We start from the raw sequence: 20,632 nt of genomic DNA on the forward strand, positions 1-20,632 counted from the left end.
CCGACGACGCATGACCAAGGACGTCATCGCCCTCACCACCCGCATGCCCGACCCGTGGACCGTGCTCGTGGGGCTGCTGTCCGGGGGACCCGACAAGCTGGTGGACACCCACGGCGACGGCGCCGTCGTCCAGCTCTGCGACACACAGGGGCGCCCGCTGGTCTCCGTCGAGGCGCCGCTGCTCGTCCAGGTCGCCGGGGAAGCGGAACGCCTGCTCGGTGCCACGGCGCCACCGCTTCCGTTCTGGTGGACGGAGGCACGCGCCACCACGGGTGTCGCCGAGGCGGAACGGCTCGCGGGCACGTTCGCCGCCCGGCTCGCCCACCTGGCCGGCGGCTCGGCCTGGCCGCCGGAGGCGGCCCGTTCGCTGGCCGTGGTGCCCACCGGCGAAGTGGGCGTCGCCCCTGCCCCGGCCGCCGCGGTACCCGCGGTCGACGTGCTCACCGAGAAGGTCGCCGTCGTCATCCAGGACCGCCCGGTGGTCGCCCTGACCGCCTGGCTCGCGGACGCCTTCCGGGCCGCCGCCGAGGCCGGCCTGGGTCTCCAGGTCGTCGCTCCGCCCGGGACGACGCTCTCCCCCGCCGCACGCCCCGTCCTGAGCACCTGGCCGTCCCGCTGGATCGTCCAGGACGAGAGGGACGGCTACTACGACGGGTTGTCCGGGGCCGTACTCCGCTGGCAGGACGGCATGTTCGCCCCGGTCGCGGGGCCCGGGTCCACCACCGAGGATCCGCAGGCCCTGGTCGCGGCCTCCTACCAGGAGACGACGGAGACGGCCGAACGCCAACTGGCCCTGACGTTCCGTTCGATCCACCCCGCCGACGACCGTCTGGTGCTCGGCGGCGGCCTGGAGTCGGTGTGGCGCGAGCTCACCGGCGCGCCACCGGCGGGCTGGGGGACGGCGGAACCCGCCAACCTCCCCTGGTCACCGCAACGCCTGACGGACGTCGCCTTCGAGCGGTCCCCCGAGCCGACATGGGCCGTGGTCGTCGGCAGCCCTGACCGGCCGGGGCTCGCCACGGTGCGTGTCACCCGTACGACGGCCGGGGTGGAGGAGGAGGTGACGCTGGCGTTCGGCTACGGGGCGGACGAGGAACCGCCGCTGGAGGCGCTGCCCCGGGCCGCCGAGGCCCTCGCCACCCGCCACCGGCTCCAGTCGATGCTCGTGCAACTCCGCAAAGCCCGCCGCGACCTCGCGGTGCCGCCCCGCTTCGAGGGGCCGGGTGTGCCGCTGGCCTTCGTACTCGGCGCCGAGGAGGTCCGCCAGATCCCCGGGGACCGCGCCCGGCACACCCCGTTGGCGGCCCGCCCGGTCCAACTGGGCCCGCGCGCCCGCCCCGGGCTCTACTACCCGCTGCCGGGCGACCCGTCGGACCTCTCCGGCTGGCGCGACTTCGAACAGCTCATGCGCCACCTCCAGGGCGGATCCTGAGCGCACATGGCGTTGCGTCATAAGACGGTCACAGTGACCGGATAGCCGATTGCACGGGCGATGCCCGGGTTGATAGACATGGATTTCGTACGGTTGTTCAGACTGGTGACGGGTGGGGGAATCCGATGAAGTTCGACATGGGGGCATCGGCTCTGACGAACCTGATGTCGCGTTCGCAGGAGTCGAGTACGGACCTGGGCGATCTGATCCGCCAGCTCATCGCCGCGGCGCAGCCGCTGGAGGGCAAGTTCAACGGTGCGGGCCGGGTGGCGTTCGACTCGTTCAAGGCGCGCTCGGACGAGATCACGGCGGCGCTGAACGGTTCGCTGGCCGCGCTGCTCGGTGGTCAGTCCGGGATGGACGCGGCGTTCGGCACGGGCGACCAGGAGCAGGACGACAACGCGAAGTCCCTGATGGCGTCGGCGAACTTCGACGCGGCCCGCTTCTCGGGCCGTAGCTGACCGTTCAGCTCGCGAGGACCCATTCCGATCTCATCTCACGGGGAGTAAGTGACCATGGCCGCGGACAGTGACCGCCGTTCGTACGACACCGGCGCGTCGAGCGAGGTGCAGGGCAACATCCAGTCGGTGATCGTCCGTCTGGAGCAGGTGATCCGGGCGCGTGACGCCCAGGTGAAGGCGGCCATGGCGGACTTCGCCGCCGATGGCGTGGCCGACGAGTACCACGGCAAGGAACTGCGCTGGAACAGCACCTCGCAGGAGGTGCGCAACATCATCCAGCTGCTGAAGACGACGCTGGAGAAGAACGACGCCACGGCGCACCAGACGCTTGCCCGTGCCAAGGCGGCGGTCGACAACATCGGCTGAACCGCTGCCGCTCGTGGCGGGAGGAACGTTCCTGCCTGGCGTTGACAGCGGTGGCGGTACGGCAGCGGATCAGTACGGGGGTGGGGGACTTCATGTCGGCGTGGGACATCAAGCCGCAGGGGGTGCAGGGCCAGTTGCAGGTCACGGGCACACATGCCGGTGACCTGGAGAAGGCACTGACGGCTCTGGTCACGACGATGTCGGAGGCGGCGACGGCCGCGGGGACGGCGGTCCCGGGCACGGAGGCCTCGCTGCCTCTGCAGGGACCGGTGCCGGTCGGGGCGGCCCCGTTGTCGCAGCCCACGCTGGGGCCGGTGGCGGCGGCGCTGAGCCAGTACCTCTCGACACGTCAGAGCGACCTGAAATCGATGGCGGAGCGCATCCAGGCGGCCGTGCTCGGGGCGGCGAAGGCCACCAACGAGTACATGGCGGGTGACCTCGACGCGGCGAAGCACGCGCAGGACGCGGCGAAGGCCGTACGCCTGGACCTGTTGAAGGACGCGCCGGGGGGTCACAAGTGAGCGACGACAAGCCGATAGCCCTGGAAGGCATCCCGGTCTTCACCGGGAACCTGGCGACGCTCGACACGAAGGTCACCGAGTTGACCTCGGCCGCGGAGACCATCGCGACGACCACCGGGGACGTCCACAGCAGCTTCGGCGGCCTGCAGGCGTTCTACCAGGCGCCCGAGGCCGAGCAGCTCTTCGCCACGACGAAGCCGGTCGTGGACACCGGCCAGAAGATGAAGTCGGACCTCACGACCATCTCCCGTGCGCTGAGCACGTACTCGGACGAGGTCTACCCGCTGGTCGAGAAGTTGAAGGAGATCAAGCGGGACGCGGGGGCGTTCCTCGTGAAGATCAACGCCGACGACAAGTGGCGCGAGGACGGTGATCTGATCGACGAGAACAACCACCGCCGCGACGAGATCGCCGACACCCTGGCCGCGTTCCAGGACGCGGAGATCACCTGCCACAACAAGATCGTCGCTCTGGTCTGCGGCGTCCCGCTGAAGAAGAGCGACGGCTCCGACAGCGCGCACCAGTACGGCTTCGACGCCGAGACCTACAAGCACGCCGAAGGCCTCCCCTGGGGCGACCCGCTCGTCGAGTCGATCCCGGGGTGGCAGGTGTGGGAACACGCCTGGGAGTTCACCAAGGGCTTCTTCGTCGACGGGGTGTGGGGCACGATCAAGGGCCTGGGCACCCTGGTCGGCTTCGACGGCTTCGACGCGGCCGGCCAGGCCTGGAAGGGCCTGGCCCAGCTCGCCACGGGCGTGGCGATCAGCCTCAGCCCCGTCGCGGCCGTGCAGTTCTGGACCGCGGACGAGAAGGACATGCCCGGCTGGCTGCGGGATTCGCGGAACGCCGTGAAGGAGACCGGCAAGGCCCTGGTGGCCTGGGACCAATGGGGCGACAACCCATCCCGCGCGGCCGGCGCCGTCACCTTCAACGTCGTGACCACCGTCTTCACCGGAGGCACCGGCGCCGCCGCCTCCGGCGCCGGCAAGACCGCGCTCGCCGCCAAGGCCCTGTCCGCAGCGGGCAAGGTGGGCCGGATCGTCGACCCGATGACGTACGTCTTCAAGGGCGCGGGCGTCGGCCTGTCGAAGATCGGCGACGTCATGGCCGGCCTCAAGGGCCTGGGCAAGATCGAGATACCACCCCTCCCGGACAACGTCTTCACCCTGCCCGACGGCTGGACCCGCCTCCCCGACGGCACCCTCGACGTCCCGGCAGGCGCCACCCTCCCCGAGGGCGCCACCAGACTCCCCGACGGCGCGGTCAAGCTCCCGGAAGGCACCATCGCGCTTCCCCCGAACACCCTCAAGAGCCCCTTCGACGAGGGCTCCGCCTACGCCGACATCGACGGCAACCTCTACGACGAACACGGCAACCTCGTCGAAAAGGGAGCGAACGCCCGCAAGGAACAGGGCAAGACAGCCGACCCGAACACCCCGGACCACACCCACCTCGAAACCCCGGTCAGGCAGCCGGTGCTGGTGGGGGCGGGGGCCCGGGAGGGCGACGGCCTGGGCGACGTCGGCCGGGTCGGGGACAACCTGCCAGGAGGCGGGATACCGGACCGCTCCCCCGGCGGCGTGGCCAACAACATGCCGAGCAACAGTCTGGACACCCACGGGGGCACAGGCCGTCCGGGTGACGGTACGTCGGGAGGCGGTTCCTCACCCACGCACGGAGGCGACACGTCTCCGTCCAACTCTCCGGACGTCGTCGGCAACGGCTCTGGGCACACGGACACACCCTCAACAGGCGGTCCCGGCCACAACCTGCCCGGCAGTGCGGCCGGGGACAGCGGGATTCGCGGCGCCGACGCCGCAGCACACCGGGCGGAGTACGAGGCCGCTCGCGAGAAGCCGGCCAGCAGTCGTACACCCGAAGAACGGGCCGTCGTCACCCGCGAGCACGTCCGACTAGCCAACGAAGACCCTGTATGGCGAGCGCAGCACTACGACAAGTGGGGGCTCGGCAAACGCAACAACGCTGACGCGCTGGTCGACGATCAGCTCCTGCCGAAGCTCGTCGAGAAGTCGGACGGCAGTTGGATGAGCGCGGAAGAACTGCCCTACGCAAGTGCGGAAGAATTCCATCTCACGGACCTCGTGAGGGGCCGAGACACGGTTGATCCGCAAGGGCTCGCACACCTTGACGAGGTCTCGGCCAAACGCAAGGCGGGCATGGAACTCACTGCAGCGCAGAAGTCCTTCGACAAGACCCCGACCGCTGAGGCCGCTCAGGCGCTTGCCGATGCCCAGAAGCTCTTCGACGACACGGTCGGCCCTGGCGTCTCGAACAACAGCAAGCTCGGCGAGGCACTCGGCGAGGAGGCCGCGCGCAGACACATGCTCCAGTTGAAGGAGTTCGAAGGCGCACGGGAGATAACCGACCTTCCCGACACCCCCAACGGATCACGAAGGTTCGACCAGCTTTGGCGCGACAAGGATGGAAACCTGGTCATCGTCGAGGCGAAGGGTCCCAAGGGCGTTCTCCTCTGGCGTCAAGGCTACGGCGAACTGGACAGTCGCACGTCAGTGAAGCAAGGAACTCTTGAGTACGTCCGAACGATCGTCGCCGAGATGGAGGAGAGAGCCACCTTTTCGCCCAAAGATGCCAAGTATGCGGCGGAGATCAAGGACGCCATCGCGGACGAAACCTTGCGGTACGTGCTCGTGCAGGCCACTGAGAACACTGGTCAGTATGCTGGAGCCGAGCTCAGGCATTTCAAGATTCTCTAGGGAGAAATCGCGTTGGCCCTCAACATCCCCCGCCCTACCCTGCCCACGGAGAACGCGGAAGAAGGCCTCGCTGTGCTCCAGGAGAGTGCGCAGAGGCTGATCGACGGCTTGGAGAAACGCTCCACCAGGGTGGGTGACGCCCAGCAGACCACCCTCACTCTGGCCCAGTCCCGCTGCCTGCTGGACCCGCGGGCAGCGATCTTCCCCACGTGGGATGCGTGGGTCACCGCGATGCAGGTCAGCTCCGCCGTGTTCGCCGCCGCGACCACGACCGAAGAGCACGTCCAGTGCCGCATCGCGCACCAGGACCGTACGCTCCAGGCCACCGGCCCCCAGTGGTACGTAACGCCCGGCTCATGGATGACCGCCTTCTACCTGGCAGTGATCTGCCGCGAGAAGGACCGGATCACCGCCTTGTGCCACGTACCGCTCTCCCTGCTCCGGGAGAACGGCTCACGCTTCGACGCTTACCACTACGACTGGATCGACACCCTCCAGACCTACTGGCTCGGCGGACCCGACCTCGTCCGGAAACTCGTGGCCGCCGTCGACGGCACCGACCCCCAGACCGCCTCCGATCCGGAGACAGCGGGCAAGCTGATGTACCCACCGATGGAGATGTTCCACCGCTTCGTCCGCAAGGACCACGCCGGCTTCACCCAGGCACTCACCACCGCCCTCCAGTGGCACAAGGAGTACTGGACCGAGGAAAGCCGCATGTACCAGGCCCCGGGCCTCGTCGCCCTCGCCCCCCTCGCCATGGCCTGCATCGCCCACGACGCAGGCATCCCCATCGAAGTCGAGTCCGAGTACCTGCCCGCCACCCTCCTCGGACGCAACTGGTGCGGAGAATTCCCCACGTAAGCGATCAAGCCCTCAACCGCCCCGGCCCCTGACCAGGTCGGACACCGCCCGCAGCTGCATCCCTCCCACGTCTGGCCGGTTCGCGTCGCCCGCTGATGGTCAGGCCTGCCGGCTCTGGCGCGAAGCCGTAAGGGCAACGTGCTACGACTACGAACTCGCGCCCGCCCCAAAGCGACTTGGGCAGCATGCCCAGCGCCGTCACGCTCATCCGTTCCGCCGCCCTGTCCGACGTGGCCGAGTACGCCTACGCCGCCACCGCTCCCGCCGAAGCGCGGCTGACCTTCCTGCCGGATCGTGCCCGTTGGACGAGGACGGCTCGACGGCGGCCGCCGGTGACGACGCTGGAGAAGAACGACGCCACGGCGCACCAGACGCTTGCCCGTGCCAAGGCGGCGGTCGACAACATCGGCTGAACCGCTGCCGCTCGTGGCGGGAGGAACGTTCCTGCCTGGCGTTGACAGCGGTGGCGGTAGGGCAGCGGATCAGTACGGGGGTGGGGGACTTCATGTCGGCGTGGGACATCAAGCCGCAGGGGGTGCAGGGCCAGTTGCAGGTCACGGGCACACATGCCGGTGACCTGGAGAAGGCACTGACGGCTCTGGTCACGACGATGTCGGAGGCGGCGACGGCCGCGGGGACGGCGGTCCCGGGCACGGAGGCCTCGCTGCCTCTGCAGGGACCGGTGCCGGTCGGGGCGGCCCCGTTGTCGCAGCCCACGCTGGGGCCGGTGGCGGCGGCGCTGAGCCAGTACCTCTCGACACGTCAGAGCGATCTGAAATCGATGGCGGAGCGCATCCAGGCGGCCGTGCTCGGGGCGGCCTTCCCGCGCGGCCGGCGCCGTCACCCTCAACGTCGTGACCACCGTCTTCATTTCTCAGGTTCTCGGAGCTGGCGCGGAGAAACAGTTCAGCGGCTTCTATCGCAATCCTGCCAACCCCAGCACATTCAAGCGGGTCGACTTCACTGGCGGTACGATTAATCCTGTGTACAAGCTCCACGACGGAAAATACGTACTACACACCATGTTCGCCAACCCCACACCCGGTTTCGACACCCCTAGAGAGGGCAAAAATGGACAAAGAATTTGCAGGTTTCATGAACACATACCTCGACGAGGAGCAAGCATACGACAACAGCGGATACTTGCGGCCTACTTTGATGGGGTGCAACGAATCATACATCCAAGTAATCCGCGAGGGGTTCACCGAGATCATCCGGGACGAAAATTTCGGGACAGCAAAATATGAACGCCTAACAAATATCGAATTCCCGGATTTCAATTCCCTTCAACAATACCTCTTGAGCATGTATTCCTATTTGTTCGAGAGTGCCCCCAACCAGCCTATCCCCCCGGTGGCGAGTTCGAGGGCGACGACGGCACGGACGACAGCGGTGACCCGGGTGATGCTGCATTGGACTTGGCCAGACCCCGACTATCTTTGCTGGGGGATACTGGCGAACGTTCCTGCCCCTGGCACGCTAGTAGAGGATGATATACATGCAAATCGCTGGTTTTTTTCAGGAGCTTTGGGCACCGTCATTCGGGAAACCCACTGGGAGCATACGAAGCTTCACTGCGCCACCCCCGCACGAGGACGCCAAGAAGATCACGGAATACCTACTGGCCGGGCATGAGATCTTCAGCGTCATGGGGTCCTCCAAGGACGTACTGGGCTCCGAGAAGACTGTACTTGGCGGTGACTCGATCTTCAGCGACAACGAGTGGATCTGGCGGGGCGATCTCTGGTTCTACGTCTGGAACTATCACGTGCAACTCCCGGAAGATTTCCTCGCACGCGTGCGAAGAGATGACTACTTGATGCCTGCTGAGAATGAATCTCGGCTTGTAGAGATCGCTAAGTACGTGCAGGCCCATCTGTAAAAAGCAACGGGCAGGGTTGAAATCACGACAGCGGCGAACGTCAACGACGTCACCCGGACCCTGGCCCTGGCCCTGGCCGACGGAACCCCACCAGTCGCGGGCCGCCCCAGCCACAGGCCCGAAGCCCGTTGCAGGAGCTGCGAGCAAAGGGGATTGCGAAGTGACTGACCGGGCATCAGCCATGCTGGAGCGCCTGCGTGCGGTGGAGTGGACGGGTGACTGGGGAGATGCCGCTGCTCGTGTCATGTCACGCCGCGTGCTGATGCGTGAATACCTCCGCCGGGCAGGAGTGTGGGCGCGCACATGCTCGGCTGACACCGCGTGGCCTTTCTTTGATGCCACCGAGTACCTGAACTCCGATCTCGCGCTTTCGCCAGGGACTGAAGCGAATTCGCGCGATTTTCTAGTCCGACTGACAGGGGATGACGCCATCAAGCGAACCTGCGCGGGTGCGGTACACCTGGCAGCACTTCGAACGCAGAGTACAGCGATTGGTGCGGACCTACCCGACCTTTACGAGCCGCTCATCCTATTCTGTGAACGGGGCGGCGAGTTCCTTCGCGACAACGCTGGGTTCATCGGCCTGACCGGCGCGCTCATGCGTCCTGGAACTCTGCAGGGTAGCTTGGGCACCCCCGTCTTGCGCTCCCTTGACAGCGCAGTACTTGATGCAGTGGACGCGAAGGGACGCGTCACGTACTACACAGCGGCAACTGACTCGGGGAGCACCTTGTTGCGGCAGCGCGTCCTGCAGGGCGAGCGGCACAACGAGGCCTTCAGTCGGGACAGGCTGCGCTGGGAGTGCACGGTTCCGCTTCCCTCCGCAGAAGATGCCGCAGCGCTCGGGTTCTGGCTGGACGAGATGGAAGCGGCGAACCTCATCGCGGAGACCCTGGCCTCCAACAACTGACAGACAGGGACTATGCGTCTGCTCGTCGGCTTGGGAAGCCAGGCGGGTCCGTGTTGGCCCGCCTGCCAAGGCGGGCCGCTCCACGGCCCTGATGGCGCCGCACGCAATGCCAATCAGGCAGCGATCAACGACCTAAGGGGCGCTGGACAGAACGGTCGGAGTGATCGCCTGGCAGCAGAGCTGAGGCCGGCGTTCGACCACGGAAACCTGGAGTATGCAAGGGTGAAGGCCGTCGAGGGCAAGGGTGCGTATGCCGGCGCGGTCCTCGAATATTTCAAGATCTGAACTGGCAGGGGAAATCAGCAGCCATGCACGTGTCCAGACAGGGCTATCCGAAGGCGGCGATGGAGGCAGTCGTCCCGGTCATGGAGAAGTCCTTGGCCGATTCCCTGCGGACCATCGAGGCCTCACACGGTGCCAGGAGTGCGTCATTGACGACGTCTTTGAACGTGGCGCGCATCCGTTGTGTCGGAGACCCGGACGCGGTGGCGCTGGAGACCTGGGAATCCTGGCTGCTGGCCATGCAGGTGCACTCGGCGGTCTTCGCGGCCGCCTCCACCGGCCAGGAGACGGTGACCTGCAAAATCCGTCAGGAGGAACGGCAGCTCGTCGCTACCGGCCCGCAGTTCTACCTGAACGCGGGGACCTGGATCAGCGCCTTCTGCCTGGCGTTGATCTGCCGGGAGACAGCCCGCCTGGACATGCTGGCGCGGGTTCCCGTGTCGCTGCTCCGTGACTGCGGGGGTGTGCTGGACGAGTACGTCTACTCCTGGGTGGAGGCCCTTCAGGGCTTCTGGCTGCGACGCGACGACGTCAGCCGGCACCTGGTGCGGGCCGTGGATCTGAGCGCCCCCGAAGAGGCTCGTATCCTGGATGCCGAGACCATGGGGAAGCTGGAGTACCCCCCGATCATGATGTTCTACCGGTATCTGCGCAACGACGCAGCGGGCTTCAATGAGGCTCTGCACGACGCTCTGCGCTGGCACAAGGAGTACTGGACGGCCGACGAGGACCGTACCCAGAACATTGAAGGGGTCGTAGCCATCGTCCCGTTGGCCGTGGCGTGCCTGGCGAAGGCCAACGGTATCCCGATCGAGATCGAGTCCGGATACCTGCCGAGCGCCCTGCTGGACTTCGCCTGGCGCGGCGAGTTCGACGCATAGTCTCCCGAAGGAGTGAACCGTGGGGTCGACCGTTCCTCGCGCTCCCCTCCCCACAGAAAAAGGCGGGAGCAGGTGCCGCTGTCCTGCTATGAATACGCATCAGCGTCCACCCGCAACGACTTGGACACCATGCCTCGCGCCGTCACGCTCATCCGTTCCGCCGCCCTGTCCGACGTGGCCGAGTACGCCTACGCCGCCACAGCTCCCGCCGAAGCGCGGCTGATCTTCCTCGCCGGGGCGTGTCCGTTGAACGAGGACGGTTCGACGGCGGCCGTAGGTGACTACGCCGGCCAGGCCGCCAAGGCCCTGGAGAACATGAAGACCGCCCTCGCGGCTGCCGGTGCGACCCTGGAGGACGTCATCAGCACCCGGGTGCTGGTCGCCTCCGCGCGGCAGGAGGATCTGGTGACCGCCTGGCAGGTGGTGCGGGACGCGTTCGGGGAGCATGACGTCCCCAGCACGTTGTTCGGCGTCACCGTGCTCGGGTACGCCGACCAGCTGGTGGAGATCGAAGGCGTCGCCGCCGTACTCGACTCCTGACCCCGGCATCCCGTCCCGGTCGCGAGCCGGGCCCTGTTCGTCGCCGCCCTCGGACCGGCCCTGTCACCACTCCCGGGTGGCGACGAGCTCTTCCGCGTCCGCCTCCGTGAAGCCGTAGGCCGTGGCGACCGACCAGAAGTCCTCGGCTATCTCCTCCCGGGCGACCGTCTCGATCTCGCTTCCCTCGGCCTCGAACTCCGCCTCCAGGGCGTTGAATTCCTCCGTCGCCGCGTGCGTGAGCACGTACAGCTCGGCAAGGCCCGCCGGCTGCTGGGCCTCGATGCTCTCGCAGAGGCGGATCAGGACGGCTCTGCCCTTGTCCACCACGTGGTCGGGGAAGTGCCCGTCCTCGTACAGCCCCCGCAGGAAGGCGTGCCGCCTCATCCGTTCGTTCGTGATCGCCATGGTGCTCCCCCGTCGTCCCGTCATCTCGTCATCCCGTGGCCGTGGTGCCGGTCGGTGATCCGTCGTCCTGATCCTGCACCCCGCCACTGACATCCCGCCAATGACAACGCCCCCGCCCGCACACCGACGCTGACCGCGCCCGCGCCCGGGGCACGGAGGCGCGTCCGGTCCGCTCCGTGTGGAACGGGACCGGCCACCGTGTGCGGTACTAGCCACCGCGTGCGGTACTACACGGCGACCAACTACAACTCCCGTATCGGCTCGACGACCGCCGTCAGCGGCGGCAACCTCCAGGGGAACTACCAGATCCGCTCCTTCAAGCCCCAGTAGGCGCCGAAGAGAGCTGACGGCGGCCCGGCCCCTTCCGGCAATCGCCAGAAGGGGCCGGCGCCTTGGACCGTGCACACCCCTGTTCCACCCGCGAACAGCTCACCGCACGCGTGGGGCCGAGCGGTCCCCGTCGTCCTCGTCGTCATCGTCGTCATCGGGGATGTGGACGTCGAAGACGTTGATGTTGATCTCGACGACGTCCAGTCCGGTCATCGTCTCGACCGCGTCCTTCACCTGCGCCCGGATCCGGTCGGCGAGTTCGTGGATCGGAATGCCGTACTCCACCTCGACGTCGACGTCGATGGCCGCTTCCTTCTCCCCCACCTCGACCTTGACGACGCGGCCCGCACCGGAGGATCCGGACCTGCGGCCGGTGACGGCACCCACGGCCTTCGCCGGCCCCCGCCCCACCGAGTGGACGCCGTCGGTCTCGCGGACGGCGATCCCGGCGATGGTCGCCACGACGCCGTCGGCGATGGTGGTCGTGCCGCGCACGGACTTCCCCGCGCTCCTGCCTGCCGGTGAACTACCGCTCAGGGTTTCAGCATCAGCCATGACTGCCTCACAGAGAATTGTCGCGACGAGGCGGATCGCACCCTCGTCAGCTCCTCGTTCCACTGTGCGGCCGTCCGTCGCCGCCCGCCATCGGAGTGACACGCGACCGCCTCCGTTCCCCTCCCGGGCGCGAAGGTGCCGGCCGGGGTGCGGGGGGCCACACCCCGGCCGGCGGAGGTGAGGGCGGTTCCCAAGCCCTCACCCGGTGATTCGAAGCAGGTCGGGCACCGGATTGCCGGATGCGGCGATCCGTTCGGACCCGGGCCTGACGCGGCCCGCCCCCACCACGCCCGCGCAGACGTGCTCAGCATCACCCTGGACAGCCGCCGTGACCCCCGGGTAACTTTTGACCAGGACTGAGCAAGCGCTTAGACACGCGCTTCGCAGCCGCATCCGAAGCAGACGCTGACGCTGACACCAGGAGGCATCCCGTGCGCCGTACGGTTTACAACGAGGACCACGAGGCGTTCCGGGAGACCCTGCGGGCCTTCATCGAGGCCGAGGTCGTCCCCGTCTACGACGAGTGGTACGCGGCCGGCCAGGCGCCCCGCGACTTCTACTACAAGCTCGCCGAACTGGGCATCTTCGGCATCGAGGTGCCGGAGGAGTTCGGCGGCGCGGGCGAGGAGTCCTTCAAGTACGAGGCGATCATCTACGAGGAGACCGCCCGCGCGGGCGTGTCCTTCGGCGGCTCCGGTGTGCACGTCCTGCTGTGCCTGCCCTACCTCAAGGCGTACGCCACCGAGGAGCAGAAGAAGCGCTGGCTGCCGGACTTCGTCTCCGGCAGGTCCATGTACGCGATAGCCATGACCGAGCCGGGCACCGGTTCGGACCTGGCCGGGATGAAGACGACCGCCAAGCTCTCCGAGGACGGCACGCACTACGTCCTCAACGGCGCCAAGACCTTCATCACCGGTGGCGTGCACGCCGACAAGGTCATCGTCTGCGCCCGCACCGACGCCCCCAGGCCGGACGACCGCCGCCACGGCATCTCGCTGCTCGTCGTCGACACGAAGTCCGAGGGCTACTCGGTCGGCCGCAAGCTCGACAAGCTGGGCCTGAAGGTCTCCGACACCGCCGAGCTGTCCTTCGTGGACGTCAAGGTACCGGTCGAGGACCTGCTGGGCGAGGAGAACAAGGGATTCTCCTACCTCGGCCAGAACCTCCCGCAGGAGCGCCTGGGCATCGCCGTCGGCGCGTACGCGCAGGCCTCCGCCGCCGTGCGGTTCGCCCAGCAGTACACGCAGGACCGCACGGTCTTCGGCAAGACCGTCGCCTCGTTCCAGAACACCAAGTTCGAGCTGGCCGCCTGCAAGGCCGAGGTCGACGCCGCCGAGGCCGTCTGCGACCGCGCGATCGAGGCGCTGGACGCCGGGGAGCTCACGCCCGCCGAGGCGGCCTCCGCGAAGCTGTTCTGCACCGAGGTCGCGCACCGCGTGATCGACCGCTGCCTCCAGCTGCACGGCGGCTACGGCTACATGAACGAGTACCCGATCGCCCGCCTCTACGCGGACAACCGGGTCAACCGCATCTACGGCGGCACCAGCGAGGTCATGAAGTCGATCATCGCCAAGTCCATGGGTCTGTAAGAGGGGTCACGTTCTCCTCCATGAGCGCAGCACTCGATTCCCTGCTCGATCTGCTCGACCTGGAGCGGATCGAGCAGGACATCTTCCGGGGCCGGAGCCGCAGCGCGGTCGTGCCCCGGGTCTTCGGCGGCCAGGTCGCGGCGCAGGCGCTGGTCGCCGCCGGCCGTACGGTGCCGGCCGACCGCGCGGCGCACTCGTTGCACGCCTACTTCCTGCGGCCCGGGGACCCCGGGGCGCCGATCGTGTACAGCGTGGACCGGATCCGCGACGGGCGGTCCTTCACCACCCGACGGGTCGTCGCCGTCCAGCACGGGAAGCCGATCTTCCACCTCTCGGCCTCCTTCCAGTCGCACGAGGACGGCATGGACCACCAGGCGGCCATGCCGTCAGCGCCGGACCCGGAGACGCTGCCGACGGCGGCCGAGATGCTCCCCCGGTACGCGGACCGCTTCAGCGACCCGCGCATGGTGGACCGGCTGCTGGAGGCTCGCGCGGCGGTGGATCTGCGGTACGTGGACGCCCCGCCGTTCGCGACCGCCGGTGAGCCGCGCGAACCCCGTTCACAGGTGTGGTTCCGGACGCACGGCAAGCTGGCCGACGACCCGTTGCTGCACGTCTGCATGGCGACGTACGTCTCCGACATGACGCTGCTGGACTCGGTGCTGCTCGCCCACGGGCGCGGCGGCTGGGCGATCGGTGACGTGGTGGGCGCCAGCCTGGACCACGCGATGTGGTTCCACCGCCCGTTCCGGGCCGACGAGTGGCTGCTGTACGACCAGCAGTCCCCCTCGGCGTCGGGCGGACGCGGACTCGGGGAGGCCCGGATCTACACGGCGGACGGCCGGCTGGTCATCACGGTCATCCAGGAGGGCCTGGTCCGCGTCCCGAGGGACTGAAACCCCGCACATCCGACATACTCCCCACCATGAGCGACGAGCGGAACCACGGCGGGGAGTCCGGTGCGGCCGAGGAGTCCGGTGCGGCCGAGGAGTCCGACGGAGCGCCGGAGTCCACGTTCACCGTGGTCGTGGCGGCGGCCGCCAATCTCGGTATCGCGCTGGCGAAGCTGGTGGCCGGGCTGATCAGCGGGTCCAGCGCGATGCTGTCTGAGTCCGCGCACTCGGTCGCCGACACCGTCACGGAGGTCATGCTCCTCACCGCGCTCAAGCGCAGCGCGAAGCCTGCCGATGAGGGTCATCCGCTGGGTTACGGCGCCGAGCGCTACATCTGGGCGATGCTCGCCTCCGTCGCCACGTTCGTCGGCGGCGCGGTGTTCTCGCTCTACGACGGCATCCACACGCTGGTCCAGGGCGAGGAACTGGGCAACCCGCTCATCTCCTACCTGGTGCTCGTCGTCGCCTTCCTGCTGGAGGGGTTCTCCCTGCGCACCGGTCTTCGGCAGGTGAGGCGGGCGGCGACCGTGCTGGACGTGCCCGCGCCGCACTATCTGCGCCGTACCCCGGACACCGCGGTGAAGGCCGTGGTCATGGAGGACTCAGCGGCGCTGATCGGCCTGGTGCTGGCGGCCGGCGGACTGCTCGGCGGGCAGCTGACCGGTTCGGGGATGTGGGACGGCATCGCCTCGGTGCTCATCGGTGTACTGCTGGCGTACGTCGCCTGGGTGCTGGGCCGTTCCAACGCGCAGCTGCTGATCGGGCGTCCGCTGCCGGAGGATGTCCGGGCGGGGATCCGGGAGGAGTTGGTCGCGGTGGCGCACATCGTGGACGTGGTGGAGCTGACGACCCTCATCCAGGGGCCGCGTGAGATGTTCATCGCGGCGAAGATCGACTTCCGGGACGCGGCGAGCGCCGAGCAGGTCGAGCAGTCCTGCGAGGAGGCGGAGCGGCGGCTGCGGGAGCGGTACCCCTCGGTCCGCCGGGTCTACCTGGACCCGACGCCCGGACGGGGACAGCGGCGCCGGACGGCCGAGGACGGCTGACCCGGGCGCGTCCGGGACGGCCACGGGCCGTGCACGCGCCCGGAACGCGTCCGAGCCCCGCACGCCCGAGCCCCGCACGCCCGAGCCCGCACGCCCTCGCACGCCCGGGAACGCCGTCCGAGCGCCCCACGCGCTCTGACACGCGCCCCGGCGCCCCGCTCTTCCTGGCGTACGCCCGCGTACCCCTCCTGACCTGCAAGTACCGCGTTCGCTCCCCCGGCGGCGGGTAGAAAGCCCGGCGCCCGCCCCGCCGCCCCGAGGAGCCACGCCATGTCCCGGCAGTCCGCCCCGATCGTGCTCGACCCCGCAGCAGGCGACGCCGACGCCGAGAACCGGCTGTTGCGCGCCCTGGGGCCCGCCGCCCGTGTCGACGTCCTCGGCGTGCCCGCCTGGTCCGTGACGGATCCGGTGCTGCTCAAAGAGCTGCTCACCAGCCCCGACGTGTCCAAGGACGGGCGTCGGCACTGGCCGGGCTTCGCCGAGGCGGTGCGGACCTGGCCCCTCGCCCTCTGGGTCGCCGCCACCAACATGTTCACCGCGTACGGCGGCGACCACCGCCGATTACGCCGGATCATCGCACCGGCGTTCAGCGCACGGCGCATCGCCGCGTTGCAGCCGGTCGTCGAGGAGATCGCGTCCCGGCTCGCCGACGGCCTGGAGAGCGCTCCGGCGGGCGCGAGCACCGATCTGCGTGAGCGGTACGCGGTGCCCTTGCCCATCGCCGTCATCGGTCACCTCATGGGTGTGCCGGAGGGGCGGCGCGACGAGTTCCGCGCGCTCGTGGACCGGGTCTTCGACACCACGGTCACCCCCGCCGAGGCCGCCGCCAACACGCGGACCCTGTACGCGATGCTGGACGGCCTCATCGCCGCCAAACGGGCCGCGCCGGGTGACGACCTGGCGTCCGCACTGATCACGTCGGCCGAGGAGGAAGGCGAGGCGGCACTGACCGAGGAGGAACTGCGCGACACGTTCCTGCTGATGATCAACGCCGGGTACGAGACCACCGTCAATCTGCTCGACCAGGCCGTCACCACCCTGCTGTCCCGCCCGGAGCAGCTCGCCCACGTCCACGCCGGCCGGGCCACCTGGGCCGACGTCGTGGAGGAGACACTGCGCCACGAGCCGCCCGTCAAGCACCTGCCGCTGCGCTTCGCCGTACGTGACATACCACTGCCCGACGGCCGGGTGATCCTCGAGGGCGAGGCGATCCTCGCGTCGTACGCCGCCGCCAACCGCCATCCCGACTGGCACGACACCCCGGACGACTTCGACGCCACCCGTCTCACCAAGGACCACCTCGCCTTCGGCCACGGCATCCACTTCTGCCTCGGCGCCGCACTGGCCCGGATGGAGGGCGAGACCGCGCTACGGGTGCTGTTCGACCGCTTCCCGGACGCCGAACTCGGCGTGGTGCGAGGCGGCTTGCGCCCGGTGCCGTCGCTGATCAGCAACGGTCACCGATCACTCCCCGTCCGCCTGCGACCGTAGCCGGGCGCCGCACCACGGCCGGGCGGACCGTCCGGTGATGCGGCCGGGTCGCGGCGGGCGGCCGTCAGCCGAGATCGGCGAAGAACGCCCGGACGTCCTCGACCAGCGGCTCCGGCTTCTCCAGGGAGGGAGGAGACCGGGACGCCTGGCGCACCTTCCGCGTGGACCGGGTCACCCCGCGCACGCCCTCGGGCCCGCGTTTCCCCCCGCGCGAGGATCCGGAGGGCGACGCGGCGGCGTACGTCGCGGAGAAGGTCTCGGCCGCGGCCTGGCGCCACCGCGCCCGGGTGACGGTGCACGCCCCGGCCGCCGCGGTGCTGGAGCGCGTCAATCCCGCGGCGGGGGTGGTGGAGGCCGTGGACGAGGGGACAAGCGTGCTGGTCACCGGGGCGGACACGCTGGACAGCCTCGCCGTCCGCCTGGGCGTGCTCGGGTACGACTTCACCGTGACGGAACCCGCCGAGCCGGTGACGTACCCGCGGGAGCCGGCGGGCCGCTACGCCCGGTCCACGTCTCCGCCCGCGGGGTCCGCGTCAGGGGATGGCCGGAGCAGCCCGGCCGCGTCCAGCAGGTAGTCCGTCATCGGGTCGTAGAACCGCGGGTCGGTGACGTGGTCGTCCAGCGGGACGGTGACCTGGAGGGTGCCCTCCGCCTCACCGATGAACAGCGCCGGGTCGTTGCAGTCGGCGTACCCGACGGAATCGATCCCGCGCTGCCCGGCACAGCCCGCCCAGCCGTGGTCGGCGACGACCAGATCCGGCAGCGGCCGGCCCTCGCGCTCCAGGCCGTCCAGGATCGCGGTCATCGGCGCCGGGGAGTGGGTGTGCCAGAGCGAGGCCCCGCGCTCCACCACGGCGACCTCGGCGAACTGGACGACCATGCACGCGTCGGCCACCAGCCCGCCGGAGATCCTGACGATCTCGCACCCGGCGGCCCGCAGCGCCTCGGCCGTCTTGCGGTGCACGTCGAGCAGCCCGCCGGGGTGCCCGGTCGCGAACAGCACCCGTTCCCTGCCCTCCGCGGCCTTCCGCAGCCGGGCCGCCATCCGGTCCAGGGCGTCCACGGTGAGCTCCGGATCGATGGTGTCCTGGCCCTGCCGGTGCTCCGGGTCGTCGTCGACACCGCATCTCTCGGCCATCACCGCCAGGACGTCCTGCTCGTCGCGCCACCGGTCACCGAGTTCGAGCCCCAGCCAGTAGTGGCGGTCGCCGTTGGCGAGCTTGCGGTAGTGGTCGAGGTTGTTGTCCCGGGGGGTGGCGACATCGCCCGCGATACGGGTACGGACGAGGTGCTCGACGAGGGCGGCGCGGCTGGGTATCGGCATGCGCCCATTGTGCCGCCGGAGACCCTCTGCGCGCCCGGGGTCCCGTACGCCGGACGCACGTCCGACCGGTCGGACGGGGGGGGACGGCCGGACGAGGGGACGGCCGGACGAGGGGACGGCCGGACGGGAAGGGCGGGCAGAGCGGCGGCAGGCCGACACGCCGAAGCGCGCACGGCCACGTGACCCACCACGGTCCTGATCGTTTCCCGGTTGCCCCTGCGCTGACGCACCGGGGACGCCAGGGCATCGACGAGCGGAGGCTGATGTGGGACGCGGAGAAGCCGGTACGGGCCTGGGCGGCACGGCGCGGCGCGCAGCCGCGCTGGCCGCGGCGGCGACGGTGGTGATGCCGGCCGGTACGGCGATGGCCGGGGTGGTCTCGGTCGGCAACGGGGCGTTCGGTAACACGGCGGTCACCCACAGCGCCGGGACCACGGCGACGGGCGCGACGGCGTCCGGCAGCGGGGTCCTGGGCGGGAACCTGTCCTCGTTGCCGCTGGAACTGCCCCGGAACCGGGCGGGCAACTCCGGCATCGTCTGCGTCGCAGGCCCCGACTAGGTACGGGGCGACGCCCCGACTAGGTACGGGGCGACGGACCGCGCACGGCCGCGTGACCCACCACGGACTTCGTCGTTTTCCGGTTGCCCCTGCGCTGACGCACCGGGGACGACAGGGCACCGGCGAGCGGAGGCTGATGTGGGACGCGGAGAGGCGAGCGCGTGCCTGGGCGGGGACGCGTCCTCGCCGTCGCTGGAACTGCCCGGGAACCGGGCGGGCGGCTCCGGCACCGCCCGCGTCGCAAGCTGGTGAAGAGGTCTGCCGTGGTCGGTGTGGACGCGCGGCATCCCGCGGTGCGGGAGCAGTTGGCGCTCAGCGGGCGGGGCACCCGGTTGCTGCGGGAGTGGGTGGAGCGGGAGCCAGGGTCGGGGGTGGCGCGGGCGTTGTGGGTGCTGGCCACGAGTGAGGCCCTGGGCGACGCGGAGTTGAAGGCGGAGTTGGTGACCGCGTTCGAGGACGCCGAGGGTGAGTGGGAGCGCAGTCTCGTCTACGGCGTGTACCTGCACACCCACCGCCAGTTCACGCTGGCGGCCGATCATCTGGCCGCGCACCTGGCACGGTTCCCGGCGGATGAGGTCGCCGGGCTGATGCTGGGTGCGTTCCACGCGTGCGGGCGGCCGGACCATCGGGAGGCCGGGGACCGGCTGGTGGTGGAGCAGTACCGGCTGGCCGGGTCCGAGAGCTGGTCGTGGGCGGGCCGGACGGCCTGGGTGAGGGCCGAGCAGGGGAGGGCGGAGGAAGCCTGGGAGCTGGCCCAGCACGCCCTGGCCCTGTTCCCCCGGTCCGGGATGGCTGTGCACGCCCGTGCGCACGCCGAGCACGAACTCGGCGCCGGCCCGGAGTCCATCCGCTTCCTCGACGGCTGGCTGGCCGCTGATCCTGACGCGGTGCAGTACCGGCACCTGAACTGGCACGCCGCCCTGCAGTCCCTGTCCGCAGGCGACTTCGACGACGCCCGCCGACGCGTGGACACGGTCCTGGCGGCCTCGGACGTGGGGATGCGGGCGGCCACGAACTGGCGGCTGCAGCTGTGCGGCCGGCCCCCGGCCCGCACCACCCCCCTGGACCAGGTACGTGAGCTGCTGGCGGCCCCCGGAGGGACGGCCGAGGTCTTCCACACCTTCCAGCTCGCCCTCGCGCTCGCCGTGCACGAGGCCACCGACGACCTGGAGCAGCTGGCCCGCGCCGCCGAGGGCGACCCGCGACCGGCGTACGCGCAGACCCTGGCACCGGTGGTGCGGGCTCTCGCGCACATCACGGCCGGCCGCCACGGCGCCGCCGTCGGCCTCCTCACCGGTCTCGGCACCGGTCCGGTCGGCGGGGTGCGTGTGGAGCGGGAGATCATCGAGGACACCCTCGCCCGCGCCCTGGTCGTCCAGGGCGACGGTCCCGGCGCCGCGCGCCTCCTGCACCACCGCACCAGCAGGCGACGCCACCACCACTACGAGGACCTTCTCCTCGCCCCCGCCGGCCCGCTCTCCGCGACGCTCGCGGCCCGGCCTGCACCCCAGGACCGGGCCGCTCTCCCGGCGCCGAAGCCCTGACCCGAAAGCTCTGACCCGGACG

21 protein-coding genes and 2 pseudogenes are annotated in these 20,632 nt (G+C 69.5%); 20 read left to right on the forward strand and 3 right to left on the reverse strand.

Annotation, left to right across the window (positions count from 1 at the left end; translation table 11 throughout):
• The first annotated feature begins 10 nt into the window (after positions 1-10).
• The 13 genes and pseudogenes from SACTE_RS11075 (at position 11) to SACTE_RS11130 (ending at position 10,874) form a co-directional block, all read left to right on the forward strand.
• Positions 11-1,432: a DUF6177 family protein gene (locus SACTE_RS11075; RefSeq protein ID WP_014046125.1), complete on the forward strand. Its 1,422-nt coding sequence runs from the start codon at positions 11-13 to the stop codon at positions 1,430-1,432.
• A 125-nt stretch (positions 1,433-1,557) separates the two neighbouring features.
• Positions 1,558-1,893 carry a hypothetical protein gene (locus SACTE_RS11080; RefSeq protein ID WP_014046126.1) on the forward strand — a complete coding sequence of 112 codons (336 nt, stop codon included), beginning with the start codon at positions 1,558-1,560 and terminating at the stop codon, positions 1,891-1,893.
• Between the two features lie 54 nt (positions 1,894-1,947).
• Positions 1,948-2,259 carry a pore-forming ESAT-6 family protein gene (locus SACTE_RS11085; protein ID WP_014046127.1) on the forward strand — a complete coding sequence of 104 codons (312 nt, stop codon included), beginning with the start codon at positions 1,948-1,950 and terminating at the stop codon, positions 2,257-2,259.
• 92 nt (positions 2,260-2,351) lie between these two features.
• Positions 2,352-2,780 (forward strand): DUF6507 family protein, encoded by a 429-nt coding sequence (locus SACTE_RS11090; RefSeq protein ID WP_014046128.1) that lies wholly within the window; start codon positions 2,352-2,354, stop codon positions 2,778-2,780.
• Positions 2,777-5,515: a hypothetical protein gene (locus tag SACTE_RS11095; RefSeq protein ID WP_014046129.1), complete on the forward strand. Its 2,739-nt coding sequence runs from the start codon at positions 2,777-2,779 to the stop codon at positions 5,513-5,515. Before SACTE_RS11090 ends, SACTE_RS11095 begins: the two co-directional genes overlap by 4 nt.
• A gap of 72 nt (positions 5,516-5,587) precedes the next feature.
• Complete coding sequence (locus tag SACTE_RS11100; RefSeq protein ID WP_019993980.1) at positions 5,588-6,379, forward strand: immunity 49 family protein; 792 nt, start codon at positions 5,588-5,590, stop codon at positions 6,377-6,379.
• A 185-nt stretch (positions 6,380-6,564) separates the two neighbouring features.
• A pseudogene (locus tag SACTE_RS11105) lies at positions 6,565-6,728 on the forward strand (RidA family protein); the annotation flags it as partial.
• Between the two features lie 156 nt (positions 6,729-6,884).
• Positions 6,885-7,199 (forward strand): annotated as a pseudogene (locus SACTE_RS34970) (DUF6507 family protein); the annotation flags it as partial.
• Between the two features lie 34 nt (positions 7,200-7,233).
• Complete coding sequence (locus tag SACTE_RS34445; protein ID WP_157839240.1) at positions 7,234-7,626, forward strand: hypothetical protein; 393 nt, start codon at positions 7,234-7,236, stop codon at positions 7,624-7,626.
• Between the two features lie 251 nt (positions 7,627-7,877).
• Positions 7,878-8,261, forward strand: a complete 384-nt coding sequence (locus tag SACTE_RS11115; protein ID WP_014046132.1) for a hypothetical protein — start codon at positions 7,878-7,880, stop codon at positions 8,259-8,261.
• A 160-nt stretch (positions 8,262-8,421) separates the two neighbouring features.
• A complete protein-coding gene (locus SACTE_RS34250) occupies positions 8,422-9,171 on the forward strand; it encodes a hypothetical protein (protein ID WP_141708042.1) in 750 nt (249 codons plus the stop codon).
• A gap of 308 nt (positions 9,172-9,479) precedes the next feature.
• Positions 9,480-10,334, forward strand: a complete 855-nt coding sequence (locus SACTE_RS11125) for an immunity 49 family protein (protein WP_014046134.1) — start codon at positions 9,480-9,482, stop codon at positions 10,332-10,334.
• Positions 10,335-10,463: 129 nt separating this feature from the next.
• Positions 10,464-10,874: a RidA family protein gene (locus SACTE_RS11130; RefSeq protein ID WP_026359198.1), complete on the forward strand. Its 411-nt coding sequence runs from the start codon at positions 10,464-10,466 to the stop codon at positions 10,872-10,874.
• Between the two features lie 63 nt (positions 10,875-10,937).
• On the opposite strand, the gene SACTE_RS11135 is transcribed toward SACTE_RS11130, so the two are convergent.
• On the reverse strand, positions 10,938-11,279 hold the full coding sequence (locus tag SACTE_RS11135; RefSeq protein ID WP_014046136.1) for a DUF5713 family protein: 342 nt from the start codon (positions 11,277-11,279) through the stop codon (positions 10,938-10,940).
• Positions 11,280-11,708: 429 nt separating this feature from the next.
• Positions 11,709-12,164 (reverse strand): Asp23/Gls24 family envelope stress response protein, encoded by a 456-nt coding sequence (locus SACTE_RS11145; RefSeq protein WP_014046137.1) that lies wholly within the window; start codon positions 12,162-12,164, stop codon positions 11,709-11,711.
• 431 nt (positions 12,165-12,595) lie between these two features.
• Between SACTE_RS11145 and SACTE_RS11150 the strand changes: the two genes are divergently transcribed.
• The 5 genes from SACTE_RS11150 (at position 12,596) to SACTE_RS11170 (ending at position 17,758) form a co-directional block, all read left to right on the forward strand.
• A complete protein-coding gene (locus SACTE_RS11150; RefSeq protein WP_014046138.1) occupies positions 12,596-13,753 on the forward strand; it encodes an acyl-CoA dehydrogenase family protein in 1,158 nt (385 codons plus the stop codon).
• A gap of 20 nt (positions 13,754-13,773) precedes the next feature.
• Complete coding sequence (gene tesB, locus SACTE_RS11155) at positions 13,774-14,649, forward strand: acyl-CoA thioesterase II (RefSeq protein WP_014046139.1); 876 nt, start codon at positions 13,774-13,776, stop codon at positions 14,647-14,649.
• A 29-nt stretch (positions 14,650-14,678) separates the two neighbouring features.
• Positions 14,679-15,692, forward strand: a complete 1,014-nt coding sequence (locus SACTE_RS11160) for a cation diffusion facilitator family transporter (protein WP_014046140.1) — start codon at positions 14,679-14,681, stop codon at positions 15,690-15,692.
• A gap of 270 nt (positions 15,693-15,962) precedes the next feature.
• Positions 15,963-17,183, forward strand: coding sequence for a cytochrome P450 (locus SACTE_RS11165; protein WP_014046141.1), 1,221 nt, complete (start codon positions 15,963-15,965; stop codon positions 17,181-17,183).
• A gap of 161 nt (positions 17,184-17,344) precedes the next feature.
• Complete coding sequence (locus SACTE_RS11170; protein WP_026359199.1) at positions 17,345-17,758, forward strand: WYL domain-containing protein; 414 nt, start codon at positions 17,345-17,347, stop codon at positions 17,756-17,758.
• On the opposite strand, the gene SACTE_RS11175 is transcribed toward SACTE_RS11170, so the two are convergent.
• Entirely contained in the window at positions 17,680-18,507 is an 828-nt protein-coding gene (locus tag SACTE_RS11175) for a phosphatase (protein WP_014046142.1), read from the reverse strand. The genes SACTE_RS11170 and SACTE_RS11175 overlap by 79 nt on opposite strands.
• Before the next feature lie 265 nt (positions 18,508-18,772).
• Here SACTE_RS11175 and SACTE_RS11180 point away from each other — a divergent pair, with 265 nt between their 5' ends.
• Together SACTE_RS11180 and SACTE_RS11185 are read left to right on the forward strand one after the other, a co-directional pair.
• Positions 18,773-19,066 (forward strand): chaplin family protein, encoded by a 294-nt coding sequence (locus SACTE_RS11180; RefSeq protein WP_014046143.1) that lies wholly within the window; start codon positions 18,773-18,775, stop codon positions 19,064-19,066.
• Between the two features lie 263 nt (positions 19,067-19,329).
• Positions 19,330-20,610, forward strand: coding sequence for a hypothetical protein (locus SACTE_RS11185; protein ID WP_014046144.1), 1,281 nt, complete (start codon positions 19,330-19,332; stop codon positions 20,608-20,610).
• Positions 20,611-20,632: the final 22 nt, after the last annotated feature.

Source organism: Streptomyces sp. SirexAA-E (genome assembly GCF_000177195.2).
Taxonomy (GTDB): Bacteria; Actinomycetota; Actinomycetes; order Streptomycetales; family Streptomycetaceae; genus Streptomyces; species Streptomyces flavovirens.